Origin of the sequence: Rhizobium sp. MHM7A (genome assembly GCF_005862215.1) — a bacterium.
GTDB classification, from domain to species: Bacteria; Pseudomonadota; Alphaproteobacteria; order Rhizobiales; family Rhizobiaceae; genus Rhizobium; species Rhizobium bangladeshense.
In genome coordinates this window covers 440,216-463,849 of the sequence record NZ_VCHT01000003.1, presented here as the reverse complement: position 1 = coordinate 463,849, position 23,634 = coordinate 440,216, and the positions used below count along the sequence as shown (strand labels likewise).

The window sequence follows — 23,634 nt, the reverse complement described above, 5'->3', positions numbered from 1 at the left end:
AAAACCAAGCAATGCTAGACAATGGTTGAACAAGCTGGGCGGGTGCCGCTCTGCCTCTCGCTTGCGCTCAAGGTGTCCGTCGCTAGCGTTCCACAACCCCTCATCTGCCCGGTCGGTGCCGGCAGCCGGATGAGGGGCGAAACCTGACCGCCGACCTCACGAGTCGAAGCTGACGACTTTTCCCGGGTTCATGATATTGGCCGGGTCGAAGGCGCGCTTGATGCGGCGCATCAGCTCGATTTCGATGGTCGGGCGAATAGCCGCCAGTTCGTCGCGCTTCAGCTGGCCAATACCATGTTCGGCCGAGATCGAGCCGCCATGCGCGAGCACCAGCCCGTGCACGATATGGTTCATTTCGCGCCAGCGGGCGATGAAGGCGGCCTTGTCGGCGCCGATCGGCTGGGAGATATTATAATGAATATTGCCGTCGCCCATGTGACCGAAGGCGCAGATGCGCGCGCCCGGCATGGCCGCCATCACCGCCTTCTCCGCCTCGGCCATGAAATGCGGGATCTTCGACACCGGCACGGACACGTCGTGCTTGATCGAACCGCCTTCCGGCTTCTGCGCATCCGACATGCTCTCGCGCATGTGCCATATCGCCTTTTGCTGGGCGACCGAGGCGGCGATGGCGGCGTCCTGCACCAGCCCGGCCTCGAAACCCTGCTCCAGCACGCTATTCATCATCCGCTCCGCCGTTTCGGCCGAATCCGACGTCGAGATGTCGATCAGCACGTACCAGGGGTAAGCTGCTTCCAGCGGATCGCGCACGCCTTCGATATGGCGTGTGGTGATCTCGACGCCGAATCGCGGCATCAGCTCGAAACCGGTGAGCGAGGTGCCGCAGAGGCTGGCGGCAAGGTTGAAGAGGGCGAGCGCATCCTCGACCGAATGCAGTCCGGCAAACGCCACCTGATGGCCGAGCGGCTGTGGAAACAGCTTCAGCACCGCGCCGGTGATGATGCCGAGCGTGCCTTCCGCGCCGATAAAGAGATCGCGCAGGTCATAGCCGGTATTGTCCTTCTTCAGGCGGCGCAGGCCATCCCAGATCTCGCCGGTCGGCAGCACCACTTCGAGGCCGAGGCAGAGCTGGCGCATATTGCCATAGGCAAGCACGGCCGTGCCGCCGGCATTGGTGGACAGATTGCCGCCGATGCGGCAGGAGCCCTCCGAGCCGAGCGACAGCGGAAAGAGCCGTCCATGCGCCTCGGCCGCCTTCTGCACATCGGCAAGGACCGCGCCGCCATCCGCGACCAGCACGTTCGCCACCGGGTCGACGTCGCGGATCCTCGTCATGCGTTCGAGCGACAGGATGATGTCGGCCTGATCCGTGCGCGGCGTCTGGCCGCCGACGAGGCCGGTATTGCCGGTCTGCGGCACGATCGCCGTTCCGGTCTCGGTCGCAAGCTTCATGATATCGGAGACTTCCTCGACCGAGCCGGGCTTCAGCAGGAGAGGGGAGGAGCCATGATAGAGCCCGCGGTTCTCGATCAGGTGCGGTGCCAGGTCGGCCTCGCTCCGCAGTGCGTATTTCTCGCCGACAATTGCAGCGAAGCGGTCGAGAAGTTCGGGGGAAATGCCGGCACTGCTCATCAGGTCGATCCTCTATCGCTTTTATCGGGTCTGTCAGTCGCGCGGGGCGGCGGCCCTTTGCAGCCGGTCGTTGATTGCTTCGCCAAGTCCGTCGTCCGGAATGGGCGAAAAGGCGATGCTCGAAGCCCCGCTGGCGTCGGCCCGCTTCATATAGTCGAAAAGATTCGCGGCCGCTTCCGCCAGGTCGCCGCGCGGGCTGAGGTCGAGGACGATGCGTGCCTCGCGCGCGCCGTCGATCGCGGCACCGCCGAAGGCGATCAGTGCTTCGCCGGGTTCCACCGCCGTAACATTGAGGCGCACGCTGGCGCCCGGCGCATAATGCGAGGCGAGCATGCCTGGCGCCTCGATTGCCGCCGAGGCCTTTTTCGCGCGCAACAGCGGCTTGCCCGCCACGCGCTCGATCTCGCGCGCCGCCAGGCCGCCGGGCCGAAGCAGTCGCAGCCGGCCGTCTTCGGCCTTGACGATGGTCGACTCGACGCCGACGACGCTCGGCCCCGCGTCGAGTATCAACGGGATTCTCGCCCCGAGATCGGCTTCCACATGGGCCGCACTCGTCGCGCTGATGGCGCCTGACGTATTGGCGCTCGGAGCTGCGAGCGGCCGCCCGAAGGCGCCTATCAGGGTGCCGGCGAAGCCCTTGGGCACGCGCACGCCGACGCTGTCGAGACCGGCGGTCGCCAGCGCGTGGATCGGGCTTTCAGCCTTCAGCGGCAGCACGAGCGTCAGCGGGCCGGGCCAGAAGGCTTCGGCGAGCGCCCGCGACACGGGGTCGAACTCGGCATGTTGTTCGGCCATCTCAAGATCGGCCATGTGGCAGATCAGCGGGTTGAAGCGCGGCCGGCCCTTTGTCTCGTAGATGCGGGCGATGGCTGCCGGATTGGTGGCGTCGGCCGCAAGTCCGTAGACGGTCTCCGTCGGCATGGCGATGGCAAAGCCGTCTGACAGAGCGGCACAGGCCGCTTCGAGCGCCGCCTGCCTGTCTGCCCTGATGTCGATGATGCGTGCCATATGCTGCCCGTCTCTGTTTCCGGCAGTCATTAGGCTTTCCGTCGCCCGCGATCAATCGCCTTGTTCGCTCACAGTTGGCGGATGATTTCACGCAGCTGTTCGTTGCGGGCGCCGAGCAGCAGGATGTTGCGGATCGCCGCCTGCGGATCGTGGGTGCGAAAGAGCAGCCCATTGCCGCGCACCGACCTGTCGATCGTCATCTTCTCGGAGGAATCCTCGCCCGGCTTGATCGCGACGGCGAAATACATCCGGGAATAGCCGACGTCGATCCTTTCGAAGAAATTGTCGTTGTCACCAATGTCGGAATAGAAGTTGGCGATGTAGAAGGCCCAGCTGACCTCCTCGTAACGGGCGAATTTCGTGCGCGCCGCGGTAACGTGGCAATAACCGAGATGCGGACTGTCCTGCAGCGTCCGGTGGAAGATTATTTTCGGAAACTGGATCGAGTGGTGGAAGCCGTTGATGTGCTGATGCGTCTTCTCGCCGGCCACCTGCAGCTTGCGCCCGGTCTTTGCGGCGACCTCGTCATGGGTGAGATAGCGTTTTTCCTCTGCCAGCCAGTGCCGCCGCTCGCGCGGGATGCGGCCGGTCCGCAGGAATTCGGAATGCGCGGCGACCAGTTGCCGCTCCTGCGGCCGGATTACTTCTTTGGCGTCGAAATAACGGAGTCTGGCCATGGTTTACGTGCTTCGTCGGTCTCGGATCGGCAGCAGGATAAGACCGTATGCTTAACGCGATCTTAAGAAGCGATTGGCGCATCGGACGGGAGCCGGTGATGTCGCAAATGCGACAATCGTCGATATCGGAGAGCCGGCCTCTTTGCTGATACGGTCTTTACGCAATGTCGCAATTGACGATAATTGCGGGCAGAGTCGGATAATCGGGTCGACCGAGAGGGGCGCCTGGCGCCTCGCCGCAGCCTGTCGTCAATTTCGAAGCCGATGTCGCATTACAACCAAGCGGCAGGAATGCCAGGTGATTAAATGACGCCATGAGCAATTCTCCCGCCGGAGAAGGAAGCAGGCGCGCTTCCATAGCTTTCCGCTTGAAGGCAGCCGGGTGCACGAGGACATGAAGATGGATATTCGCAGCAACGTTTTACGTCAGCTCAAGAACCGCCGTGAGGGCTTCAGCCTCGAACAGCCGTTCTATATCGACGAGGATTATTTCAAGCTCGACATGGAGATGATCTACTATCGCGACTGGCTGTTTATGGGCCATGATTGCGAACTGCCAAAGCCTGGCGCCTATTTCACCGTCCAGATCGGCAGCTATCCGGTCGTCATCGTCCGCGGCCGCGACAATGTCATCCGCGCCTTCCACAACAGCTGTCGTCATCGCGGCTCGCGCGTCTGCACGAAGGAGCATGGCTCTTCCGTGCGCCTCGTCTGCCCTTATCATCAGTGGACTTACGATCTCGACGGCAAACTCGCCTTTGCCCGTCATATGGGCGACGATTTCGACAAATCGGGCTTTAACCTGAAGCCCGTCCATTGCGAAAGCGTCGCAGGCTACATTTTCATCTGCCTCGCCGACATCGCCCCTGATTTCAAGCCTGTGCGCGACAAGATCGAGCCCTATATGGCGCCGCATCGGATCGGCGAGACCAAGGTCGCTTTCCAAAGCACTATCATCGAAAAGGGCAATTGGAAGCTCGTCTGGGAAAACAACCGCGAGTGCTACCACTGCGCCGCCAATCATCCGGAACTCTGCCGCACCTATCCCGAAGCCCCGAGCGTCACCGGCACGGACGGCGGCGCCGACGACCCGGAGATCGCCGGCCATTGGGCGCGCTGCGAGTCCGCAGGCCTGCCGAGCAAGTTCCAGATTTCGCCGGACGGGCAGTTCCGCACCGCCCGCATGCCGCTGATCGAGGACGCCGAAAGCTACACAATGTCGGGCAAGCCCGCCGTGCAGCGCCGGATCTCCGACGATATCTCGATCAGCCATATCGGCACCATGCTGCTCTTCCACTACCCGACGACATGGAACCATCTGCTCGGCGACCATGCCATCTCCTTCCGGGTGCTGCCGCTCAGCGCCAACGAGACGGCGGTGACGACCAAGTGGCTCGTCCACAAGGACGCTGTCGAGGGCGTGGATTACAATCTCGAGGAACTGACCCACGTCTGGACCGAGACCAACGACCAGGACCGCCGTATCGTCGAGGAAAATGCCTTCGGCATCCACTCGCCCGCCTATGAGCCCGGCCCCTATTCCGGCCTGCACGAGGGTGGCGTCATGCAGTTCCTCGAATGGTATTCGAACTTCATGGTGAACCGCCTGCAGGGCGACAAGGCGAAAATCTCCGCCGTCGCCTGACCGCTGCCGTTTAGCCGCGGTTCAGCTCCGCTCATCCAAAAGCAGCCGGTCCCGGCCGCTTTTGGAACCATTTTCGCCCGCAGGCGTTGCAGGGCAGGCGGTGATCGCCGTTGAATGGGAGAGAGAAATGATCGGGCTGAGAAACAAGATGGCGACCGCGGTTCTGGCCGTTGCCGTCGTTCTGACGAGCTTCGTGCCGTCACAGGCAATACAGATGCCGGCCGCGCCGAAGGTTGAAAAATCCTCGGCTGTCGAAAATGTCCAATATTATTACCGCCGCGATTACTATCGGCCCTACCGTCGCGATTATTATCGGCCCGGCTATCGCCCCGGCGCCTACTACCGGCCGGGCTGGTATGGCGGCTATCGCGGCTATTCCTACTACCGCCCCGGCTATCGCCGCTATAATGGCTACTGGTATCCGCTCGCCGCTTTCGGCGCCGGCGCGGTCATCGGCGGCGCCATTGCCCAGCCGCGCTACGTTGCGCCTGCACCGCGCATGGGCTCGTCTCACGTCGCCTGGTGTGCGAACCGCTACCGTTCCTATCGCGCTTACGACAATACGTTCCAGCCCTATAACGGCCCACGCCAGCAGTGCTATTCGCCGTATCGATAGGTCCCGAATGCTGCCCCTCACCCTCTCCCGGTAAACGGGAGAGGGGACGGGCCAAACATGGGCAGCGGAGCGATAGGGCGGTGGCATTAAGGAGCCCGTGAACGCATTTCGTAAGTCGGCTGCGAACTCAGTGAACGACAGTAATCACCGGAATGCCTGCTTCCCTGGCCGCACTGATCAGCGCTTCTCGCGCGTCCTCAGCCGGAAGGTCCCCGTGGATGGCATCTCGGCATGCCTTCACCGCTGTAAGATATTCTTCCCCGTCGTCGAGCGGCCAGCAAGCCGTCAGCAGCTGGGCCGCATCCCAAAGGCTCGCGACAAGTTTGTATTTTTCCGGCCCGTCCACAACGAGCATCAGAGGGCTGAATTCTCCAGGTATGTGCCACTTCATGACATTAGGCCTCCCCACGGTGAACATATTAGTAACCGTGCAAGAACCGTTCCGGGCGGGGTGGTGGCATGAACCAGCTCATCACCCGCGCATCGATCGCTGAGATTGCCCGCCATCACCGAGGCCAGAGATTAGATGGCCGAAGCGTCGCAATGCTGACGGTGGCCGCGTCCCGCATGATGCGATAGGCGCAACCCCGCGCCATCCGCTGCGTCGGGAGCGGATTTGGCAAGAACGTTAACCCACCCTCCGTCATCCCAGGCCTTGAGCCGAGGATCGGTGCTGATAGAGGAGTCCTAAGTGGGGTCCTCGGGTCAAGCCCGAGGATGACGGAGCGTTGGGTGATCTCTGTGGCAAGTACCGCGACGTTTGATGGTATAGAAGCGACTGCGCCTCCCGACAGTCACGTCGAACTCTCACCCTCAAAGAATGTTCACCCGCCGCAGCAGCCACCAGGCGAAGGCGATCGAGGCGATGATCAGGATGAAGGCATATTCCGTGCCGTAGTCGCCAACGGCGAAGGGCAGGTTGGCGGTGTTCATGCCGAAGAAACCGGTCACCAGCGTCGGCGGCAGCAGGAAGGCGGTCATGATCGACAGAAGATAGAGGTGACGGTTAGTCTCGGAGGATTGTTTCGAATCGATTTCTTCGTGCAGCAGGCGGGCCCGATCCTGCAGAGCGTAGACATCGTGGTCGACCGTTTCGAGCCGGCTCGTCAGCCGCCGCGCCACATCGTCGAAGCCGAAGGGCATCTCGTCTTCGTCGGCCGCCGCCGCACGGCGCATCAGCGCCAGCAGGGTGCGCAGATGCCGGTGCAGCCGCACAACGGTTCGCCGGACCGGGGCCAGCCGCCGGCGCTCGTCGCGCGGGGCGTTGTCGTAGACGATATCCTCGATCTGGTTCAGCTCCTCGGTGAGCTCGATGACGATCGCGATCAGCGTGCGCTGGAATTCGATCACCAGCAGTTCGAAGAGGTCGACCGGCCGCGAGAATTTGCCTGGATTCTTCTCGATCAGCGTGCGCGCCCGCTCGACGCTGCGCAGCGGCTGCAGCCTCGTGGTGATGATGAAGCGGTCGGACATGGCGAAATGCAGCCAGCCGAGATTATTGGTGTCCTGGGCGAAATCGCGCTGGCAGTCGACGAGCGTGCCGTAGAGCATCTGCTCGTCAACGGTCAGCGCCGCATGCGTGTCATGCGTCGTCAACGCCGATTTCGCCTCCTCGGTCAGACCGTCGAGCGTCTCGAGCAAGGCCGGCACACGGGCGTCGACGAGGTTGAGGTGCAGCCAGTAAAAACAGTTCTCCGCGGTCAGATCCGCCACAGTCGCGCTGTTGGTCAGCCGCACGGCCGTCTTTTCCTCCGGCGAGAAACGATAGGCCCAGACGAAACCAGGTATGTTGACGGGCAAAGTATCCATTGGTCGCCGATCCTTTGCGAGGGCGATAGAATTGTCTTGAGTTTCTCAATGCCGTCCATGTGTGCAACTGTGCAAGAGCAAAGCGCCATCACGGCGATATATCGCATGGCGGCGCGTGAATCAAAATTGACGTTTACGTAAAAATCAACTAGCCCTTGCCGAGGAGGGCTTTGCATGAGGTGCAGGCACCCCACGGAGGAGGAAGCATGTACAAGGCGCCCGTCGAGGAAATCGCGTTCACATTGAAACATGTAGCCGGCATGGGCGAGGCGATGTCGAATGGTCTTTTCGGAGATCTCGGCGACGACCTCGTCGACGCCATCCTCGCCGAGGCAGGACGTTTTGCTACAGAGGAAGTGGCGCCTCTCGCCGAAATCGGCGACCGCCAGGGCGCCCGCCTTGTTGATGGCGAGGTCCGGCTGCCGGATGGCTGGCGTGATCTCTACCGCGACTGGATCGCGGGCGGCTGGAACGGCCTGACGGCGCCGGAGGCTTTCGGTGGCCAGGCGCTGCCTCATATGCTGAATGTAGCGGCGCTCGAAATGTGGAATTCCGGCTCCATGGCCTTTGCGCTGGCGCCAACGCTGACCATGGGCGCCATCGAGGCGGTCAGCACCCATGGCAGTGCGGCGCTCAAGGAGAAATATCTGGAAAAGATGGTGTCGGGCGAATGGACCGGCACCATGAACCTGACCGAGCCGCATGCCGGGTCCGATCTCGGGGTCCTTAAGGCGCGGGCCGAGCGAATGCCCGACGGCAGCTATCGCATTTTCGGTCAGAAGATCTTCATCACCTGGGGCGAACACGACGCGGCCGACAATATCATCCATCTGGTGCTGGCGCGGCTTGCGGATGCGCCGGCCGGCACGCGCGGCATCTCGCTCTTCCTGGTGCCGAAATTCCTGGTGAACGACGACGGCTCGCTAGGCCCCCGCAACGACCTCTTCTGCCATTCGCTGGAGCACAAGCTCGGCATCCATGGTTCGCCCACCTGTACCATGATCTATGGTGACGGCCGGTTCGGCGAGGAAAAGGGGGCGATCGGCTGGCTGGTCGGCGAGGAGAACAAGGGGCTCGCCTGCATGTTCACGATGATGAACAATGCGCGCCTGGCGGTCGGCATGCAGGGTGTGGCGATCGCCGAGGCCGCCACCCAGAAGGCTCTCGCCTATGCCCGCGAGCGCACGCAAGGCAAGGCTCCGGGTTGGGCGGGGATCGGCATGAGCCCGATCGCAGAGCATCCCGACGTCGCCCGCATGCTTCTGACAATGAAGGCGCTGACCCAGGGCTCGCGCGCCATCTCCTATGCCTGCGCCCACGCGATCGACATGTCTCGCCGGGCAGGCGACAGCCGCCATTGGCAGGAGCGCGCCGCGCTTTTGACGCCGATCGCCAAGTCCTTTTCAACCGATGCCGGCGTCGAGGTCGCCTCGCTCGGCATCCAGGTGCATGGCGGCATGGGTTTCATCGAGGAGACGGGTGCGGCCCGTTATCTCCGCGACGCCCGTATCGCGCCGATTTACGAGGGCACCAACGGCATCCAGGCGATTGACCTCGTCACTCGCAAGCTGCCGCTTTCCGACGGCGATCAGGTGAAGGGCTTCATCGCCGAATTGAAGGAGATCGCCGACGGCGTCCGCCGCTCGAATCTCGACGGTTTCGGCGAGACGGCCGCGCGGCTCGATGCAGCCATCGCCGACCTTGAGCAGGCCACGGCCTGGCTCCTGAAGGCGCTGGCAGATGACAGGACCGCTGAAGCGCTCGCCGGCGCCACACCCTATCAGCGCCTGTTCGGCCTAGTGCTCACCGGCTGTTATCTCGCCAAGGGTGGCCTGGCCGAGAGCGGCGACGGCAAAGGCGAGGGTCGCATCGCGCTCTGCCGCTTCGCCGCCGAAAACCTGCTTGCCGAGACCGCAGCCCTTCGCGACCGCGTCGTCAACGGCGCGCCAAGTCTTGCCGCAGCCCGTATTCTGCTTGCCTGAGGAGATTCCATGACCGATCACATCATCGTCGAGCAGCCTTCCGCCCATCCCGGCGTCCAGCTCATCCGCTTCAACCGACCGGAAAAGAAGAACGCGATCACGCGCGCGATGTATCGCACCATGGCCGATGCGCTGAACGCCGCCAATGCAGACGCGAATATCAGGGCGACGGCCTTTCTCGGCACGGAAGGCTGCTTTTCGGCCGGCAATGACCTCAATGATTTTCTCTCTGCCGCAATTGGCGGCGGCGGCCTCGGCCAGGAGATCCTCGACTTCCTTTATGCGCTTGTTAACGCCGAAAAACCAGTCGTCTCGGGCGTCGACGGCCTGGCAATCGGCATCGGCACAACGATCCATCTCCATTGCGACCTGACCATCGCCTCGAACCGCAGCCAATTCCGAACACCCTTCGTCGATCTGGCGCTGGTGCCGGAGGCGGCTTCCAGCCTCATCGGCCCGCGCATCATGGGCCACCAGCGGGCTTTTGCCATGCTCGCCGCCGGAGAAGCCTTCAGCGCTGAAGAAGCTCGTGAGGCCGGTCTTGTCTGGAAGGTGGCCGATCCCGGCGACGTCGACGCCCTGACGCTCGACATCGCCGCTCGGCTGGCTGCCAAGCCGCCCGAGGCGCTGCGCATCGCCCGCGAGCTCGTCCGCGGCCCGCGCGAGGAGATCATCGCCCGTATCGACGAAGAGGCCCGCCATTTCTCAGCCCGGCTGAAAAGTGCAGAGGCGCGGGCCGCTTTCGAAGCCTTCATGCGTCGCTGAGGCTCTACTTCTCCAGTGTCGCCACGACCTCGACATGCGAGGCCCAGAGAAACTGGTCGATCGGCGTCACCCCGGTGATGCGGTAGCCGCCCTCGACAAGGATCGCCAGATCGCGCGCCAGCGTCAGCGGATTGCAGCTGACGGCGGCGATCTTCTTAACCGCCGAGCGGGCCAGCTCCTTGCACTGGAACTCCGCGCCGGCCCGCGGCGGATCGAAGACGACGGCGTCATAGGGCTTGAATTCCTGCGTCATCAGCGGACGGCGGAAGAGATCGCGCTTTTCGATCGTTACGGGTTTCAGGCCCTGGGTTTTGCGGGCGGCCTGGTCAAGGGCTGCAAGCGCCTTTGCCTCGGCTTCGACGGCATGGACGCGGCCGATCCGCGCCAGCCTGAGTGAAAACGTACCGGCGCCGGCAAAGAGATCGGCGATCCGTTTCGCTTTGCCGGCATGGGCAAGCACCAGCTCGGCCATCGCCTCTTCCGCCGGCTTGGTCGCCTGGGCAAAACCGCCTGGCGGCGGCGAAACCGAAACGCCGCCGAAATCGATGAGCGGCTTCGACGGCTCGACCAGGATTTCCCCGTTTACCGTCACGCGGGCGATGCCGCGTAGGCCGAGCACGGTCTCGATCGCCTTGCGCCGCTGCGGGTCGGAGAGTTTCTTGATCTCGTCGGCCGCAATGTCGAGGCCGGAGAGCGTTTCCAGCACCGCGACCCGGAAGGGCTCGGCACTGGTTGCAAGCGACGCGGCGATCGCCTTGATCGCCGGCAGCCGGGCGACGATGCCCGCCGAGGAGATCGGACATTCCTCGATGGCGACGATATGATGGCTTTCGGCCTGGTTGAAGCCGATCAGCATATCCCTTTCGGTCCTGCGCGCCGCAAACACCAGGCGCCGGCGCTCGCCCGGGTGGGCCGGGACGATCTCGCCGACATCAGGCGTCAACCCCTTGGATTTCAGCGCATCGATGACCAGCTGGCGCTTGAAGGCGCGATAGGGCGCGTCTGCCAGATGCTGCAGCGTACAGCCGCCGCAGGTGCCGTTGACGCCTTCGGGGCCGAAATGCCGGCAGGGCGGTTCCTGCCGGTCGGGTGAGGGCGCTGCGATCGACATGATCGTGCCGTGGCTTTTGACGCGGGCGATCGCCACTGTTTCCCCGGGCAGAGAAAAGGGCACGTAGACAGGCCCGTCGGCATGGCTTGCGATGCCGTCGCCCTGGGCGCCGAGTTTCTCGATTGTGACGGTTTCGGTGCTCACGGTTTCAATCCTGCCAGAAGATATTCCTGATTGCCGTCGCCGCCTGATATCGGCGAGGGGATGAGGCCGAGGCTTTTCCAGCACATGTCCTCGGTGAACCAGCGCTCCAGCTCGGAGGCTACCGCGGGAGCGGAGGAAGGGTCCTTCAAAAGCCCGCCCTTGCCGATCGCCTCGCGCCCGGCCTCGAATTGCGGCTTGACCAGGAGCACGGCGACGGCGCCCGGCGCGGCAAGATCGAGCGCCGGCGCCAGCGCCAGCTTCAGCGAAATGAAGGAGACGTCGGAGACGATGAAGGTGGCGGGATCGCCGATATCGCTGGCGGTCAGATGGCGGGCGTTGAGACCCTCCCGGTTCGTCACCCGGGCATCGGCCGAAATGCGCGGATGCATCTGCGCATGGCCGACATCAATGGCGGTGACATGCGCGGCACCGCGCTGCAGCAGCACTTCGGTGAAGCCGCCCGTGGAAGCGCCGATATCAAGACAGTGGTGGCCGGCCGGGTCGAGCCGGAAATGGTCGAGAGCGGCAGCGAGCTTCAGTGCGGCGCGCGAGACGTAATCCTGCGCCGGATCGTCGATCTCGATCACCGCGTCCGCGCCGAAGAGCGCGCCCGCCTTCGTCACCACCTGTCCGGCGATGCGCACGGTGCCGCGCTGCACGGCGTCGCGGGCCCGCGAGCGGCTGGCAAAGAGGCCGCGGGAAACGAGAAGCTGGTCGAGGCGTTGGCTGTTCTGATCGGACATCGGCTGTGAATGACCGGCAAAGCCGCCGCTTGCAAGTCTTTTATTCCCGACAACTGCAGGCAATTCCTGTCACGCGCGATTTAAACAAATTTAAAGCCTGCCCGCATAGGGTCGTCTCGATTGCAGCGGTTCGTCCGAACTGCTTGGTGCCATGAAGGCGCAGGCGTCTTCCGCCGATCATGTTTCCGATTCCAAGTCTTTGCGGTTGCGTCTTGCGCGCGACCGTCTCTCGCCGCGTCGACTGTCGCCAGGAGAAATTCACCGATGTCTGCTAAAAACATATCCTTGAACGGGAAGCTTGCGGCCACGTTCGCAGCCCTCATTCTGATCTTCATGTCCGTTTCGGCTTTCGTCTATTCCAAGGCGACGGCGTCGGGGGCCGCTTCCGCCGAGCAGGAAAAGTCGGAGCTGCTCGTCAACCAGATCGACGATGCGCTGCAGGCAATGCTCGAGCAGGCGGTCAACCTGCGCGGCTTCATTCTCTTCCGCAGCGACAGCACCTATGCTGATGTCTTCGCCAATCGCGAGCGCATGCTGAAGGCGATCGCCGCCGCCAAGCAGACGGCGGCCGGCGAGCCGCAGCTGGTCGAGATGATCGACGGCATGCAGAAGGCGGCCGACCTTTATTTCCACGAACTTGCCGAACCGCAGACCAAGGCGCGCAAGGAAACCGACATGCCGATCGAGGAGGTCGTCAAGATCGGCGTCAACGCCACCAAGGGCCAGCTCGATGGTTTCCGCCAGGCGTCCGCCAAGATCAAGGCCACCGCCCGCGAAAAGTCGAATGCGCTTGCAGCGGTCCGGGCCGATGCCAACAGCGATCTGAAGGTAACGCTGCTTGCCGGTGGCGTCATCGCCTCGCTGGCCGCCGCCGTTCTCGCCTGGCTGATGTCGCGCACCATCGTCCGCCCGGTCGTCGGCATGACCGCGGCCATGGATCGCCTCGCCGGCGGTCAGAACGATATCGAGGTTCCGGCTGTCGAGCGAGGTGACGAAATCGGCCGCATGGCCCAGTCGGTGCTGGTCTTCAAGCAGGCGGCGATCGAGAAGCTGCGCCTTGCCGGTGAGACCGACCGTATGCGTGATGACGCCGAGCGCCAGCGCCAGGCAAGCGATGAGCAGAAGGCGCGCGAGGAAGGCGAGCTTCGCCACGCCGTCGACGCCCTGGCTGGTGGCCTTGCCGGCCTTGCCGTCGGCGATGTCGCCGCCCGCATACAGACGCCGTTCGCGCCGCAATATGACAGTCTGCGCAACGACTTCAACAATGCCGTCGAAAAGCTGCAGGCAGCCCTCCAGTCGGTCGGCCGCAACGCCTCGGCGATCAATGCCGGCGCCGGTGAAATCCGCTCGGCCGCCGACGATCTTGCCCATCGCACCGAGCAGCAGGCCGCCGCGGTCGAAGAAACCGCCGCTGCGCTCGAGCAGGTGACGACGACGGTGCGCGACAGTGCCAAGCGCGCCGAGGATGTCGGCAACCTCGTCGAGCGCACGCGCCTCGGGGCCGAAAAATCCGGGGAGGTTGTCCGCAAGGCGGTCTCGGCCATGCAGCAGATCGAAAAGTCCTCGGGCGAAATCTCCAACATCATCGGCGTCATCGACGACATCGCCTTCCAGACCAACCTCTTGGCGTTGAACGCGGGCGTCGAGGCAGCACGTGCCGGTGAGGCAGGTAAAGGCTTTGCCGTCGTCGCTCAGGAAGTGCGCGAACTGGCGCAGCGTTCCGCCAAGGCTGCAAAGGAAATCAAGGACCTGATCACCAATTCCGGTACGCATGTCCAGACCGGTGTGTCGCTGGTCGGCGAAACCGGCAAGGCGCTGGAAGCCATCGTTGCCGAGGTGCAGGAGATCAACCGCAACGTCAACGCGATCGTCACCGCCACGCGCGAGCAGTCGATCGGGCTGCAGGAGATCAACACCGCTGTCAACAACATGGATCAGGGCACGCAGCAGAATGCGGCCATGGTCGAGCAGCAGACCGCCGCAAGCCATGCGCTCGCCCAGGAAGCAAGCGCCCTGGACGAACTGCTGCGCCAGTTCAAGCTCGGAACCCAGCTTGCCGCTCCGGCCCAGAAGACGGCCGCCGCAACGCCGGCTTCGCGGCCGGTCGCCTCACCGGCCCGCGCGCTCGCCAGCAAGGTCAGCAAAGCCTTCGGCGGCAGACAGGCGAGTGCGGCGGTTGCGGTTCAGGAAGATTGGACGGAGTTCTGAGAGCGCCGCTTTTCGGAAGGAGCTGAAATACAGAGGGCGGCGCGGTGGTGCCGCCCTTTTCGTTTGGGACCACTATGATTGACACGAAAAAAATAAGGTTATCCGCTGTTTAGCCGGCGTGTTTGGCTGCGGCATCTCCTCACCCTCCGTCATGCTCGGCTCAAGGCCGAGCATGACGGAGGGTGGGGTGGCTGCTGGAGCAAGTACAGTGATGGGAGGCAGCAAATAGGCGGCAAATAAGAAGGGTTGCGCCCTTGGCGATTGATGGCTCAATCACCTTCAGCACTCGTCCCTGTCTGTGCCGGCCGTCGGATGAGGGGGCCACACGGCACACCCTCACAATTCACCTACCCCGCAACCCCAACGGCAACCCCGCGCCCGAGCGCCCGGAACACCGTCGAGACGATGCCTGCGCGATCGAGCCCGGCATGAGCGTTCATCGCTTCGGGCTTGGCCTGCTCCATCCAGATATCGGGCATGACGAGCGAGCGGATCTTCAGCCCGTTGTCGAGCAGGCCTTCGCTTGAAAGATACTGCATCACCTGGCTGCCGAAGCCGCCGACCGAGCCTTCCTCGACGGTGATCACCATCTCGTGGTGGCGGGCAAGCTGGCGGATCAGGTCGTGGTCGAGCGGCTTGGCGAAACGCGCATCGGCGACCGTCGTCGAAAGGCCGGCGGCTTCGAGATCCTCACTGGCGAGCAGACAGTCGGCAAGCCGGGTGCCGAAGGAGAGCAGCGCCACCTTGGTGCCTTCCTTGACGATGCGGCCCTTGCCGATCTGCAGGATTTCGCCGCGGGCCGGCATGTCGACGCCGACACCTTCGCCGCGGGGATAGCGGAAGGAAATCGGCCCGGCGTCATAGGCAGCGGCCGTGCGCACCATATGTTTCAGTTCCGCCTCGTCGGCCGCCGCCATCACCACGAAGCCGGGCAGGGTGGCGAGGAAGGCAGTGTCGAAGGAGCCGGCATGGGTCGGCCCGTCGGCGCCGACGAAGCCGGCGCGGTCGATCGGGAAACGCACCGGCAGGCCCTGGATCGCCACGTCGTGCACGACCTGGTCATAGGCGCGCTGCAGGAAGGTGGAATAGAGCGCGGCGAACGGCTTGTAGCCTTCGGCCGCAAGGCCGGCGGCGAAGGTCACGGCATGCTGTTCGGCGATGCCGACATCGAAACAGCGCGACGGAAAGGCTTCGGCGAACTTGTCGAGGCCGGTACCATTAGGCATGGCGGCGGTGATGCCGACGATCTTCTCGTCGAGGGCGGCTTCCTGCACCAGCGCTTCGGCAAAGACACTCGTATAGCTCGGCGCATTCGGCTTGACCCGCGCCTGCGCGCCGGTGATGACGTCGAACTTATTGACGCCGTGATATTTGTCGGCCGCCGCTTCCGCCGGCGGATAGCCCTTGCCCTTTTGAGTGACGACATGTATCAACACCGGTCCGCGGGCATTGTCGCGCACATTGCGCAGCACCGGCAGCAGGTGATCGAAGGAGTGCCCGTCGATCGGCCCGATATGATAGAAGCCCATCTCCTCGAACATCGTGCCGCCGGTGACGTAGCCGCGCGCGTGCTCGACGGCGCGGGTGATCGCCCGGTCGATGTTCTTCCCGAGATAAGCCGTCAGTTTCTTGCCGAAATCGCGGAAGCCCATATAGGTGCGCCCCGAGGCGAGGCGGGCGAGATAGGCGCTCATGGCCCCCGTCGGCGGCGCGATCGACATGTCGTTGTCGTTGAGAATGACGATGAGGCGCGCATCGAGGGCACCTGCATTGTTCAGCGCCTCATAGGCCATGCCGGCCGACATCGCCCCGTCGCCGATGACGGCGATGACGCGGCGGTCGGTCTTCTCGAGATCGGCGGCGATCGCCATGCCGAGGCCGGCCGAGATCGACGTCGAGGAATGCGCCGCCCCGAACGGATCATATTCGCTTTCGGCCCGGCGGGTGAAGCCGGAAAGGCCGTTTTCCTGGCGCAGCGTGCGGATGCGGTCGCGCCGGCCAGTGAGGATCTTGTGCGGATAGCACTGGTGGCCGACATCGAAGATCAGCCGGTCGTTCGGCGTATCGAAGACGCTGTGAATGGCGATCGTCAGCTCGACCACGCCGAGGCCGGCGCCGAGATGGCCGCCGGTGCGCGACACCGCATCGATCATTTCATCCCGGACCTCGCGGGCAAGCTGCGGCAGGTCGCGATCCTCGAGCTTGCGCAGGTCGGCGGGGTAGATGACCTGGTCGAGCAGGGGGGTCTTCGGCAGTTGTGTCACGGGCGGGCGCTCTTTCTTGCTTTTCCTCGTTTCGCTTTATTCGATTAGATCGGGGCAAAACAAGTGCATTTCAGGAACCGAAGGTTTTCACCTTAGAGCATGGCGGAAAAAAGTGTGAGCGGTTTCGGAAGATATCACTTTCTATTTCTGTGCGTTGCACTCGCCTGATTTTGCCTCGGCGATCGAACGCGCAGAGGCCGGCGAGCAGCTTGAATATGACACGGAATGGTAGCACTGTTGCCGCGCTGGCTGGGGGACCGATCATGGGAACGATTGTTGCAGCGCATGCCTATGTCAATAACGAGGTCGCCTATGTGGCCTGGAACATAGACAACAAGATCGACGGGTGCCTCGGCTTCGAGGTCGTCCGGGTCTATCTCGACGAGCAGGGAAACGTAGCGACAAGAGCCGATGGCAGCGAGGACCGGGTGACCTGCGCCGCCTGGGTCGCCTTCAAGGGACAGCGCAATCCGCACTGGCTGCCGCAGACGACGTCGCTCTGGCCCGTGCAGAAGCTCTCCTGGCGCGATCTGACGCTGCGCAAGCGGCGCAACGAAATGAGACGGCGACCGGACGAGGTCCGCGTGCGTTACGAGATCCGTCCGCTCGGTGATCTGAAGCCGGGCATGCAGGCCGCGCCGGATCCGACGCCTCGGATCGTCGAGATCAACAAGCGGGACGAAAATGGCCGGCCGATCGAGAAGGCTGACGGAACCTTCGAGAAAATCGCGGTCAAGGCCTATGATGGGCCTCCGCGGCCGCTCGGTTATCTCGGGCCGGCTGTCGCCTCCAATCCGGTCCATGTGACGCGCAAGCGCGGCCAGTTTGAGTCCACCTTCACCAACGGCATCCTCGCCGCCCAGTGGCTGAGAAATGTGCTCTTGGAGGACGGTGTGAAACAGCCGAACGAGCTGATCGACATGATTTCCACGCCGTCGAACGGCATCCGCAAATATCTTGCCGGCGATGTCATTCCCATGCTCAGAGATTTCATGAATGCGCCCGGCCGCTTCCTTGTCGCCCTCTACGAGCTTGAGGATAAGGAACTGCTCGACCTGCTGCTTGCCAACAAGGACAAGCTGCGCATCATCCTCGCCAATACGGGAAAGGTAGGAGATGATTGGGATGTGCGCAATGCGCACGCACGCCAGGCGCTGATCGATGCCGGCGTCGAGATTCACCACCGCATGTTCAACAATTCCAGCCAGATCGGCCACAACAAGTTCGTCGTCCACATCCCGCCCGATGGCGCTGAACGAAGCGTGTTCACCGGCAGCACCAACTGGACGGCGACGGGCCTTGCCGGCCAGTCCAACAATGCGTTGATCGTCAGGAATGATGCGGTTGCCGCGGCCTACATCGCTTATTGGGAGCGAATGCTGGAAGATAATGCGACGCTGGAAGCGCCCGTCGAATTCGACGACGGCATGCCCGACAACCAGCAGAGCAAGGCGTTTCGCCGCTCGAACGAGACGCCGTTCATTGTGCCTGCCGGTAATGGCGCCTCGGTCGAAGCCTGGTTCTCGCCGAATATGCAAAGCCGAAGAAAGGGCAAGGAGACGCCGCCCGACCTTCGCGAGGTCTACCGGCTGATGCGACGCGCCGAGCACGCGGTGCTGTTTCTGGCCTTCTATCCCGGCCAATCCGGCAGGGATTGCATCGTCGGCGAGGCGATCGATATCGGCCTGAAGGATCAGAAGCTGATCGTCACCGGCGCCGTTTCCAGCCCCCAGGCCATGCCCAATTACGTCGCCGGCAAGAAAAATGATCCCGACGATGAGGACGACGATACAGCGTCCGTCTCGCCGCATACGTTCGATGAAGCGAATGTCTCGATCGTCCGGGCCTCGCGCATCGATGATCGCCAGCTCCTGGCGGATTTCGGCGCGGAGGAACTGACGGCCAAGAAGGTCGGCGCCATCATTCACGACAAGGTGCTGGTGATCGATCCCTTGTCGGACGACTGCGTCGTCGTCCTCGGCAGCCACAATCTCGGCTTCAAGGCCTCTTACGCCAATGACGAAAACATGCTGATCGTCAAAGGCGACCGGGCGCTTGCCGAGGCCTATGCCGTCCACATCCTCGATGTCTACGATCACTACCGCTTCCGTGCGGTCGAGGCGGAGCTGAAGCGTCAGGGCAAGAAGGGCTGGTCGGGCTTTCTCAACGTCGATGACAGCTGGCAGGACCGCTACGTCGCTGGCACGAAGGGTGCGCTGACGCGCTATTTCGCAACGCGTTGAATTCCGGAAAGGGTTGCCGCCGGAGCGCCGCCGCCGTCACCCCTCCGGCAAAGGCACGAATTCCTCTTCGTCGCCAGGTACGATATCGAAGCGGCCGGTGCGCCATTCCTCCTTGGCCTTTTCGATCCGCTCCTTCGATGAGGAGACGAAGTTCCACCAGATATAGCGTCTGGAATTCAACGCCGCCCCGCCGAAGAGCATCAGGTGGCAGCCGTCGCCGCCGGCTTCAAGCGTAATCGGATCGCCCGGCCGGAAAACCAGCAGCTGATCGGCGGCGAAGCGATCTCCCGAGATTACCACCTCGCCGGAGAGCACATAGACAGCGCGCTCCTCATGGTTCGCGCCGAAGGGGAAGCGGACGCCCGGCTGCAGGTTGAGATCGACATAGAGCGTGTCGGAGAACGTGCCGACCGGCGATGTCATGCCTTCGAACGAGCCGATGACGACGCGCCCGCGCACGCCTGATGTTTCGATCAGCGGCATTTCCGATTTTTCCGTATGAGCGAAGGAGGGATCGATCTCCTCCTTGTCGTCGGGCAGCGCCAGCCAGGTCTGCAGCCCCGACATCAGCAGCGGATGGCCGCGCAGATTGTCGGGCGTGCGTTCCGAATGAACGATGCCGCGGCCGGCCGTCATCAGGTTGATATCGCCGGGACGGATGACCTTTTCGGTGCCGAGGCTGTCGCGATGGCGGATCTCGCCGTCGAAGAGATAGGTGACCGTCGACAGGCCGATATGCGGATGCGGCTTGACGTCGAGCGCCTCGTTGGGCTTCAGGATCGCCGGTCCCATGCGGTCGAAGAAGATGAAGGGCCCGACGAGCCGCCGCTGCCGCGTCGGCAGCGCGCGCCGCACCTGGAACCCGCCGATGTCGCTCGTACGCGGGATGATCAGGTTCTCGATCGCATCGCAGGCGAAGGCATCGCCGGCCAGGGGATCTTTACCGGGAAAGAAGGACATGACGGATCTCCGCTTGCAGTGACATCGACCACTGACAGTGCCTGTAGCGTCGCGCGTCCAACAGGATGTGCCGAAGAGGCTCCATGTTGTCAGATCGCGGTGAAGCCGTTATCGACGAAAAGATGAGCGCCATTGACGAAGCTGGATTCGTCGCTTGCCAGATAAAGGGCGGCCCTCGCCACGTCTTCCGGTTCGCCGATCCGCCCCTGCTGCGCGGCGATGGCGGCATCCGAAACATCGACCCCGAGCGCCTGCAGGTCGGCGACCTCGCGCAGGCCGTGCGGCGTGCGGATGAAGCCGGGGCAGACGGCGTTGCAACGGATGTTGCGGTCGCGGAATTCGACCGCGATGGCGCGGGCAAACATATGCACCGCGCCCTTGGTCGTGTCGTACAGCACTTCCATCGGGGTCGCGGCGACGGCCGAGATCGACGAGGTGCAGACGATCGATCCGCCGCCGGCGGTGATCATCTTCGGCAGCACGGCCTTGGTCATCAGGAACATCGAGCGCACATTGACGGCATGCAGCCAGTCCCATTCCTGAAGCGTCGTTTCGAGGAAAGGCTTGATGACGATGGTGCCGGCATGGTTGAAGAGCACGGTCACCGCGCCGTAGCGCTCCTCGACGCCCGCGACGGCGGCATTGACGGCGTCTTCCTCCGAAACATCCGCCGTCCAGCAGTCGGCCTCGCCTCCGGCATCACGGATCTGCTTGACGGTCTCGGCGGCCGCCTGGCCATTGCGGTCGATGATCGCCACACGCGCGCCTTCGGCCGCAAACAGCTTCGAGGCAGCACCCCCCATGCCGGTCGCGCCGCCCGAAATGATGGCGACCTTGCCCTTCAATCTGTCCGTCATTGTCTGTCCCCTGATGCTTCCGGAAGGGGATCATAGAACGGCCGAAAGCCAGTCGCCAAGCGTCTTCGAAAGCGCGCTTTGGTACGCCTCAGGCGCCGTCCAGCGGCTCGACGCCTTGCGGCTTGCCGGCGCGGTCGAGCCGGATTTTCTCGATGCGGTTCTCGGCGGCCGAAAGCAGCGTCTCGCAATGTTTCTTCAGCGCCTCGCCGCGCTCATAGATCTCGATCGATTCATCCAGCGCCACGTCGCCGCGTTCCAGCCGGGCAACGATGCTTTCGAGTTCGGCGACCGCCTTTTCGAAGGAAAGGCCCGATACTTCAGGCTTGGCGCTGTCAGTCATTCTCAACCCTTCATCATTCTCAGAATATGCATGCCCGCCGATTCGGCGAGGCCTTCGAGATCATAGCCGCCTTCGAGCAGGCTGACGACCCGGTTCTTCGCGTGCCGGTCGGCGAGTTCCAGGACTCTGCCCGTCGCCCAGTCGAAATCCTCGCCCGTCAGGTTGATCTGCGCCAGCGGATCGCGGTGGTGTGCGTCGAACCCGGCGGAGATGATGATGAGATCCGGTCGGAAGTCGTCCAGCGCCGGCAGCACGCGCGATTTGAACGCCTCGCGGAAATGGTCGCTGCCGACATTCGGCGAAAGCGGCGCGTTGACGATGGTATTGTGCTTGCCTTTCTCCTCCTTGGCGCCGGTGCCGGGATAGAGCGGCATCTGATGCGTCGAACAGAACAGCACCGATGGGTCGTCCCAGAAGATATCCTGGGTGCCGTTGCCGTGGTGCACGTCCCAATCGACGATGGCGACGCGCTCGGCGCCATGCCTCTTCTGCGCATGGCGGGCGGCAATCGCCGCATTGTTGAAGAAGCAGAAGCCCATTGCCGTCATCTTCTCGGCATGATGCCCGGGCGGACGTGCGGCGACGAAGACATTGTCGGCCTGGCCGGAAAAGACGTCGTCCACCGCCGCCATCGCTCCGCCGATGCCGGTCAGCGCCGCCTGCAGGCTTTTGACGCTCGCATAGGTATCGGCTTCGAGCTGGTTGATCCGGTCATCTTCCTCGGGGATTTCTCGCATCACCGCGGTCAGATGCTCTTCCGGATGGGCGAGCAGCACCGCATCCTCGCTCGCCTCAGGCGCTTGCCGGCGCTCCAGCCGCTCGAAATTCGGATGTTCCAGCGCGACGTTGATGGCGCGGATGCGGTCGGATCGCTCCGGATGGCCGGCGGGCGTCACATGTTCCAGGAAGATCGGGTGTTCATAAAGACGGGTGCTCATGGAGACACTCTATCGGCCGCTTCTGTCATGATCCACAGCAGATGGGGCATTGCCCGCCGATTTCAACAAGCTCCGGCGGCGCTTTGGCACGCTTGGGGACGCGGACCGTTGTTCGCAATATTTGCTCCGACCGCATCGTCCCACCGGCGCGCGCCGTCGGACTTGCAAACCAGGTACTAACACTTTGAACCATTGACTATTCGTTTGCGAAATCTGTTTCGATCCAACGAATTATGCAGTATTGTCTGTTTGGGGGAGTGTTGTAAGGCAGTATTGTTGATGAGTGAGTCAAAGCGTCCTGGGGTGACGGAAATACGCGTGCCGTTTCGCGATGTCGATATGAACGGCAAGATGTTCCTGGCCTCCTATATTTCTTACGCTGAATCCGTCATTGCGAGTTTCTGGTCGGCAAGGCCAGATGTAGATGACGAACCAGTCTATAGCGCCAGCAAGATTTCCTGCATGCTTCACCGCCCGCTGCACCATGACGAGCCGGTGATCTTCACTGCCGCCATCGACAAGATCGGCGTGCGTTCCATCGGCTTTCTGGTTTCGATCGACACCGGGGAGGAGCGCGCCGCCGAGGTCGAGATCATCTGGCAGGCCCGCAGCAGAGAGGACGACCTGCCAGCCCCCCTGCCGGAGGAAACCCGCGACTGGCTCTATCGGTTTTTGGATTAGGGGCGTTGCGGCAGGTAGCGATGAAGGACGAGCAAGAGACCGGTCGGTGGGACGCCGACGACGTCGCGAAGTTCATGTATGGAACACAGAGAGCCGCGCTGCTTCTGGCGCTGCGGGATTTCTGGAAAGCACTTTATTCTGCGTGGCCCGACAAGCAAAAGCCTCCCGTATCTCCGAGTGATGGAGATGAACCTCAAGAGTAAGAGCCGTTACTTGCGGTTTTTACGCAGATGGTCTCCTTGATCTCCGCGATGCGGCTCGGCTTTCAGCCGCTTGAAATTCGTCGGGCGTCCAGTCACCTGGCCGCCATACTTGCGACCAGATCGCTGAACCTCTCGCCTTGAATGCCGACATGTGTTCGCAGCAGGCGGCGGGCTTCGTCTCCGTTTCCGGCAAAGATCGCATCGACGATGGCGCAATGTTCCGAGAAGGAGGTCGAGAGGCGGTTGCGCACGCGCAGCTGGAGGCGGCGATAGGGGCGCAGGCGTCGATGCAGTTGCACGCACTGCTCCTCGAGGAAATCGCTGCGGCTTGCGGCGTAGATCGCCTTATGGAATTCCTCATTGTCGTAATAATAGGCATCGCTGTCGCCGGCGCCGGCGGATTGTTCGCAGCGGCCGTGGGTGGCGGTGATCGCTTCCCGGGACGCCTTGTCCAGCCTGCGTGCTGCAAGCGACCCCGCCAGGCCCTCGAGTTCCGCCATAACCTCGAACATCTCGTAGATGCGGTGCGGCCCCGGATCGATCACGATCGCACCCCGGCGCGGACGGATTTCAATCAGTCCGATCGCGTCAAGCTGCATCAGCGCCTCGCGCACCGGCGTTCGCGATACGCCGAACCGATTGGCAAGCACCGTTTCATCAAGCCGTTCGCCGGGGGCGAACTCGTACGAAAGTATCGCATTTTCAATCTCATCCCGAAGCCACCGGCCGACATTCTCGGACATCTATCTCGCATCCTTCATACATAAACGCCATTCTTGTATACACGAATGTTGACGTCGTGTACGAAAGATGGCAATCTACATACTACCGGCGAAGCTCGGCTATG

At 62.9% G+C, this 23,634-nt stretch carries 20 protein-coding genes; 7 read left to right on the top strand and 13 right to left on the bottom strand.

Annotated features, from left to right (window positions below):
* Positions 1-156: 156 nt before the first annotated feature.
* From FFR93_RS15170 to FFR93_RS15160, 3 genes are all read right to left on the bottom strand, one after another.
* Positions 157-1,593, bottom strand: a complete 1,437-nt coding sequence (locus tag FFR93_RS15170) for an FAD-binding oxidoreductase (protein WP_138393806.1) — start codon at positions 1,591-1,593, stop codon at positions 157-159.
* A 33-nt stretch (positions 1,594-1,626) separates the two neighbouring features.
* On the bottom strand, positions 1,627-2,601 hold the full coding sequence (locus tag FFR93_RS15165) for an L-threonylcarbamoyladenylate synthase (RefSeq protein ID WP_138393934.1): 975 nt from the start codon (positions 2,599-2,601) through the stop codon (positions 1,627-1,629).
* Positions 2,602-2,669: 68 nt separating this feature from the next.
* A complete protein-coding gene (locus tag FFR93_RS15160; RefSeq protein ID WP_064706310.1) occupies positions 2,670-3,278 on the bottom strand; it encodes a DUF6656 family protein in 609 nt (202 codons plus the stop codon).
* Positions 3,279-3,678: 400 nt separating this feature from the next.
* On the opposite strand from FFR93_RS15160, the gene FFR93_RS15155 reads away from it, so the two are divergent.
* Together FFR93_RS15155 and FFR93_RS15150 are read left to right on the top strand one after the other, a co-directional pair.
* Positions 3,679-4,923 (top strand): aromatic ring-hydroxylating dioxygenase subunit alpha, encoded by a 1,245-nt coding sequence (locus tag FFR93_RS15155; RefSeq protein WP_064707012.1) that lies wholly within the window; start codon positions 3,679-3,681, stop codon positions 4,921-4,923.
* Positions 4,924-5,050: 127 nt separating this feature from the next.
* Positions 5,051-5,539 carry a BA14K family protein gene (locus tag FFR93_RS15150; protein WP_064706311.1) on the top strand — a complete coding sequence of 163 codons (489 nt, stop codon included), beginning with the start codon at positions 5,051-5,053 and terminating at the stop codon, positions 5,537-5,539.
* A gap of 127 nt (positions 5,540-5,666) precedes the next feature.
* Here the strand turns inward: FFR93_RS15150 and FFR93_RS15145 are convergent, their stop codons facing one another.
* Together FFR93_RS15145 and FFR93_RS15140 are read right to left on the bottom strand one after the other, a co-directional pair.
* Positions 5,667-5,930, bottom strand: a complete 264-nt coding sequence (locus FFR93_RS15145; protein ID WP_064706312.1) for a DUF982 domain-containing protein — start codon at positions 5,928-5,930, stop codon at positions 5,667-5,669.
* Between the two features lie 422 nt (positions 5,931-6,352).
* On the bottom strand, positions 6,353-7,348 hold the full coding sequence (locus FFR93_RS15140) for a transporter (protein ID WP_138393805.1): 996 nt from the start codon (positions 7,346-7,348) through the stop codon (positions 6,353-6,355).
* A 206-nt stretch (positions 7,349-7,554) separates the two neighbouring features.
* Between FFR93_RS15140 and FFR93_RS15135 the strand changes: the two genes are divergently transcribed.
* Both FFR93_RS15135 and FFR93_RS15130 read left to right on the top strand, forming a co-directional pair.
* Positions 7,555-9,330, top strand: coding sequence for an acyl-CoA dehydrogenase (locus tag FFR93_RS15135; RefSeq protein ID WP_138393804.1), 1,776 nt, complete (start codon positions 7,555-7,557; stop codon positions 9,328-9,330).
* Positions 9,331-9,339: 9 nt separating this feature from the next.
* Positions 9,340-10,095 carry a crotonase/enoyl-CoA hydratase family protein gene (locus FFR93_RS15130; RefSeq protein WP_138393803.1) on the top strand — a complete coding sequence of 252 codons (756 nt, stop codon included), beginning with the start codon at positions 9,340-9,342 and terminating at the stop codon, positions 10,093-10,095.
* A 4-nt stretch (positions 10,096-10,099) separates the two neighbouring features.
* Here the strand turns inward: FFR93_RS15130 and FFR93_RS15125 are convergent, their stop codons facing one another.
* Together FFR93_RS15125 and FFR93_RS15120 are read right to left on the bottom strand one after the other, a co-directional pair.
* On the bottom strand, positions 10,100-11,350 hold the full coding sequence (locus FFR93_RS15125; protein ID WP_138393802.1) for a class I SAM-dependent RNA methyltransferase: 1,251 nt from the start codon (positions 11,348-11,350) through the stop codon (positions 10,100-10,102).
* A complete protein-coding gene (locus FFR93_RS15120; protein ID WP_138393801.1) occupies positions 11,347-12,093 on the bottom strand; it encodes a TlyA family RNA methyltransferase in 747 nt (248 codons plus the stop codon). Before FFR93_RS15120 ends, FFR93_RS15125 begins: the two co-directional genes overlap by 4 nt.
* A gap of 264 nt (positions 12,094-12,357) precedes the next feature.
* On the opposite strand from FFR93_RS15120, the gene FFR93_RS15115 reads away from it, so the two are divergent.
* Complete coding sequence (locus FFR93_RS15115) at positions 12,358-14,301, top strand: methyl-accepting chemotaxis protein (RefSeq protein ID WP_138393800.1); 1,944 nt, start codon at positions 12,358-12,360, stop codon at positions 14,299-14,301.
* 347 nt (positions 14,302-14,648) lie between these two features.
* On the opposite strand, the gene dxs is transcribed toward FFR93_RS15115, so the two are convergent.
* Entirely contained in the window at positions 14,649-16,565 is a 1,917-nt protein-coding gene (dxs, locus tag FFR93_RS15110) for a 1-deoxy-D-xylulose-5-phosphate synthase (RefSeq protein WP_064706319.1), read from the bottom strand.
* Between the two features lie 263 nt (positions 16,566-16,828).
* Here dxs and FFR93_RS15105 point away from each other — a divergent pair, with 263 nt between their 5' ends.
* Positions 16,829-18,808, top strand: coding sequence for a phospholipase D-like domain-containing protein (locus tag FFR93_RS15105; RefSeq protein WP_138393799.1), 1,980 nt, complete (start codon positions 16,829-16,831; stop codon positions 18,806-18,808).
* A 36-nt stretch (positions 18,809-18,844) separates the two neighbouring features.
* Here the strand turns inward: FFR93_RS15105 and FFR93_RS15100 are convergent, their stop codons facing one another.
* The 4 genes from FFR93_RS15100 to FFR93_RS15085 all read right to left on the bottom strand — a co-directional run bounded on the left by FFR93_RS15100 (position 18,845) and on the right by FFR93_RS15085 (position 21,903).
* Positions 18,845-19,768: a pirin family protein gene (locus FFR93_RS15100; protein ID WP_138393798.1), complete on the bottom strand. Its 924-nt coding sequence runs from the start codon at positions 19,766-19,768 to the stop codon at positions 18,845-18,847.
* Between the two features lie 89 nt (positions 19,769-19,857).
* The gene (locus FFR93_RS15095) at positions 19,858-20,625 is read right to left on the bottom strand and encodes an SDR family oxidoreductase (protein ID WP_138393797.1); all 768 of its coding nucleotides are present in this window, start codon (positions 20,623-20,625) and stop codon (positions 19,858-19,860) included.
* An 88-nt stretch (positions 20,626-20,713) separates the two neighbouring features.
* A complete protein-coding gene (locus FFR93_RS15090) occupies positions 20,714-20,965 on the bottom strand; it encodes an exodeoxyribonuclease VII small subunit (protein ID WP_003545921.1) in 252 nt (83 codons plus the stop codon).
* 2 nt (positions 20,966-20,967) lie between these two features.
* Positions 20,968-21,903, bottom strand: a complete 936-nt coding sequence (locus FFR93_RS15085) for a histone deacetylase family protein (protein WP_138393796.1) — start codon at positions 21,901-21,903, stop codon at positions 20,968-20,970.
* A 279-nt stretch (positions 21,904-22,182) separates the two neighbouring features.
* Between FFR93_RS15085 and FFR93_RS15080 the strand changes: the two genes are divergently transcribed.
* Entirely contained in the window at positions 22,183-22,584 is a 402-nt protein-coding gene (locus tag FFR93_RS15080) for a thioesterase family protein (protein ID WP_064706324.1), read from the top strand.
* A gap of 295 nt (positions 22,585-22,879) precedes the next feature.
* Here FFR93_RS15080 and FFR93_RS15075 read toward each other — a convergent pair whose 3' ends face one another.
* Positions 22,880-23,530 carry a GntR family transcriptional regulator gene (locus tag FFR93_RS15075; RefSeq protein ID WP_064706325.1) on the bottom strand — a complete coding sequence of 217 codons (651 nt, stop codon included), beginning with the start codon at positions 23,528-23,530 and terminating at the stop codon, positions 22,880-22,882.
* Positions 23,531-23,634 lie beyond the last annotated feature (104 nt).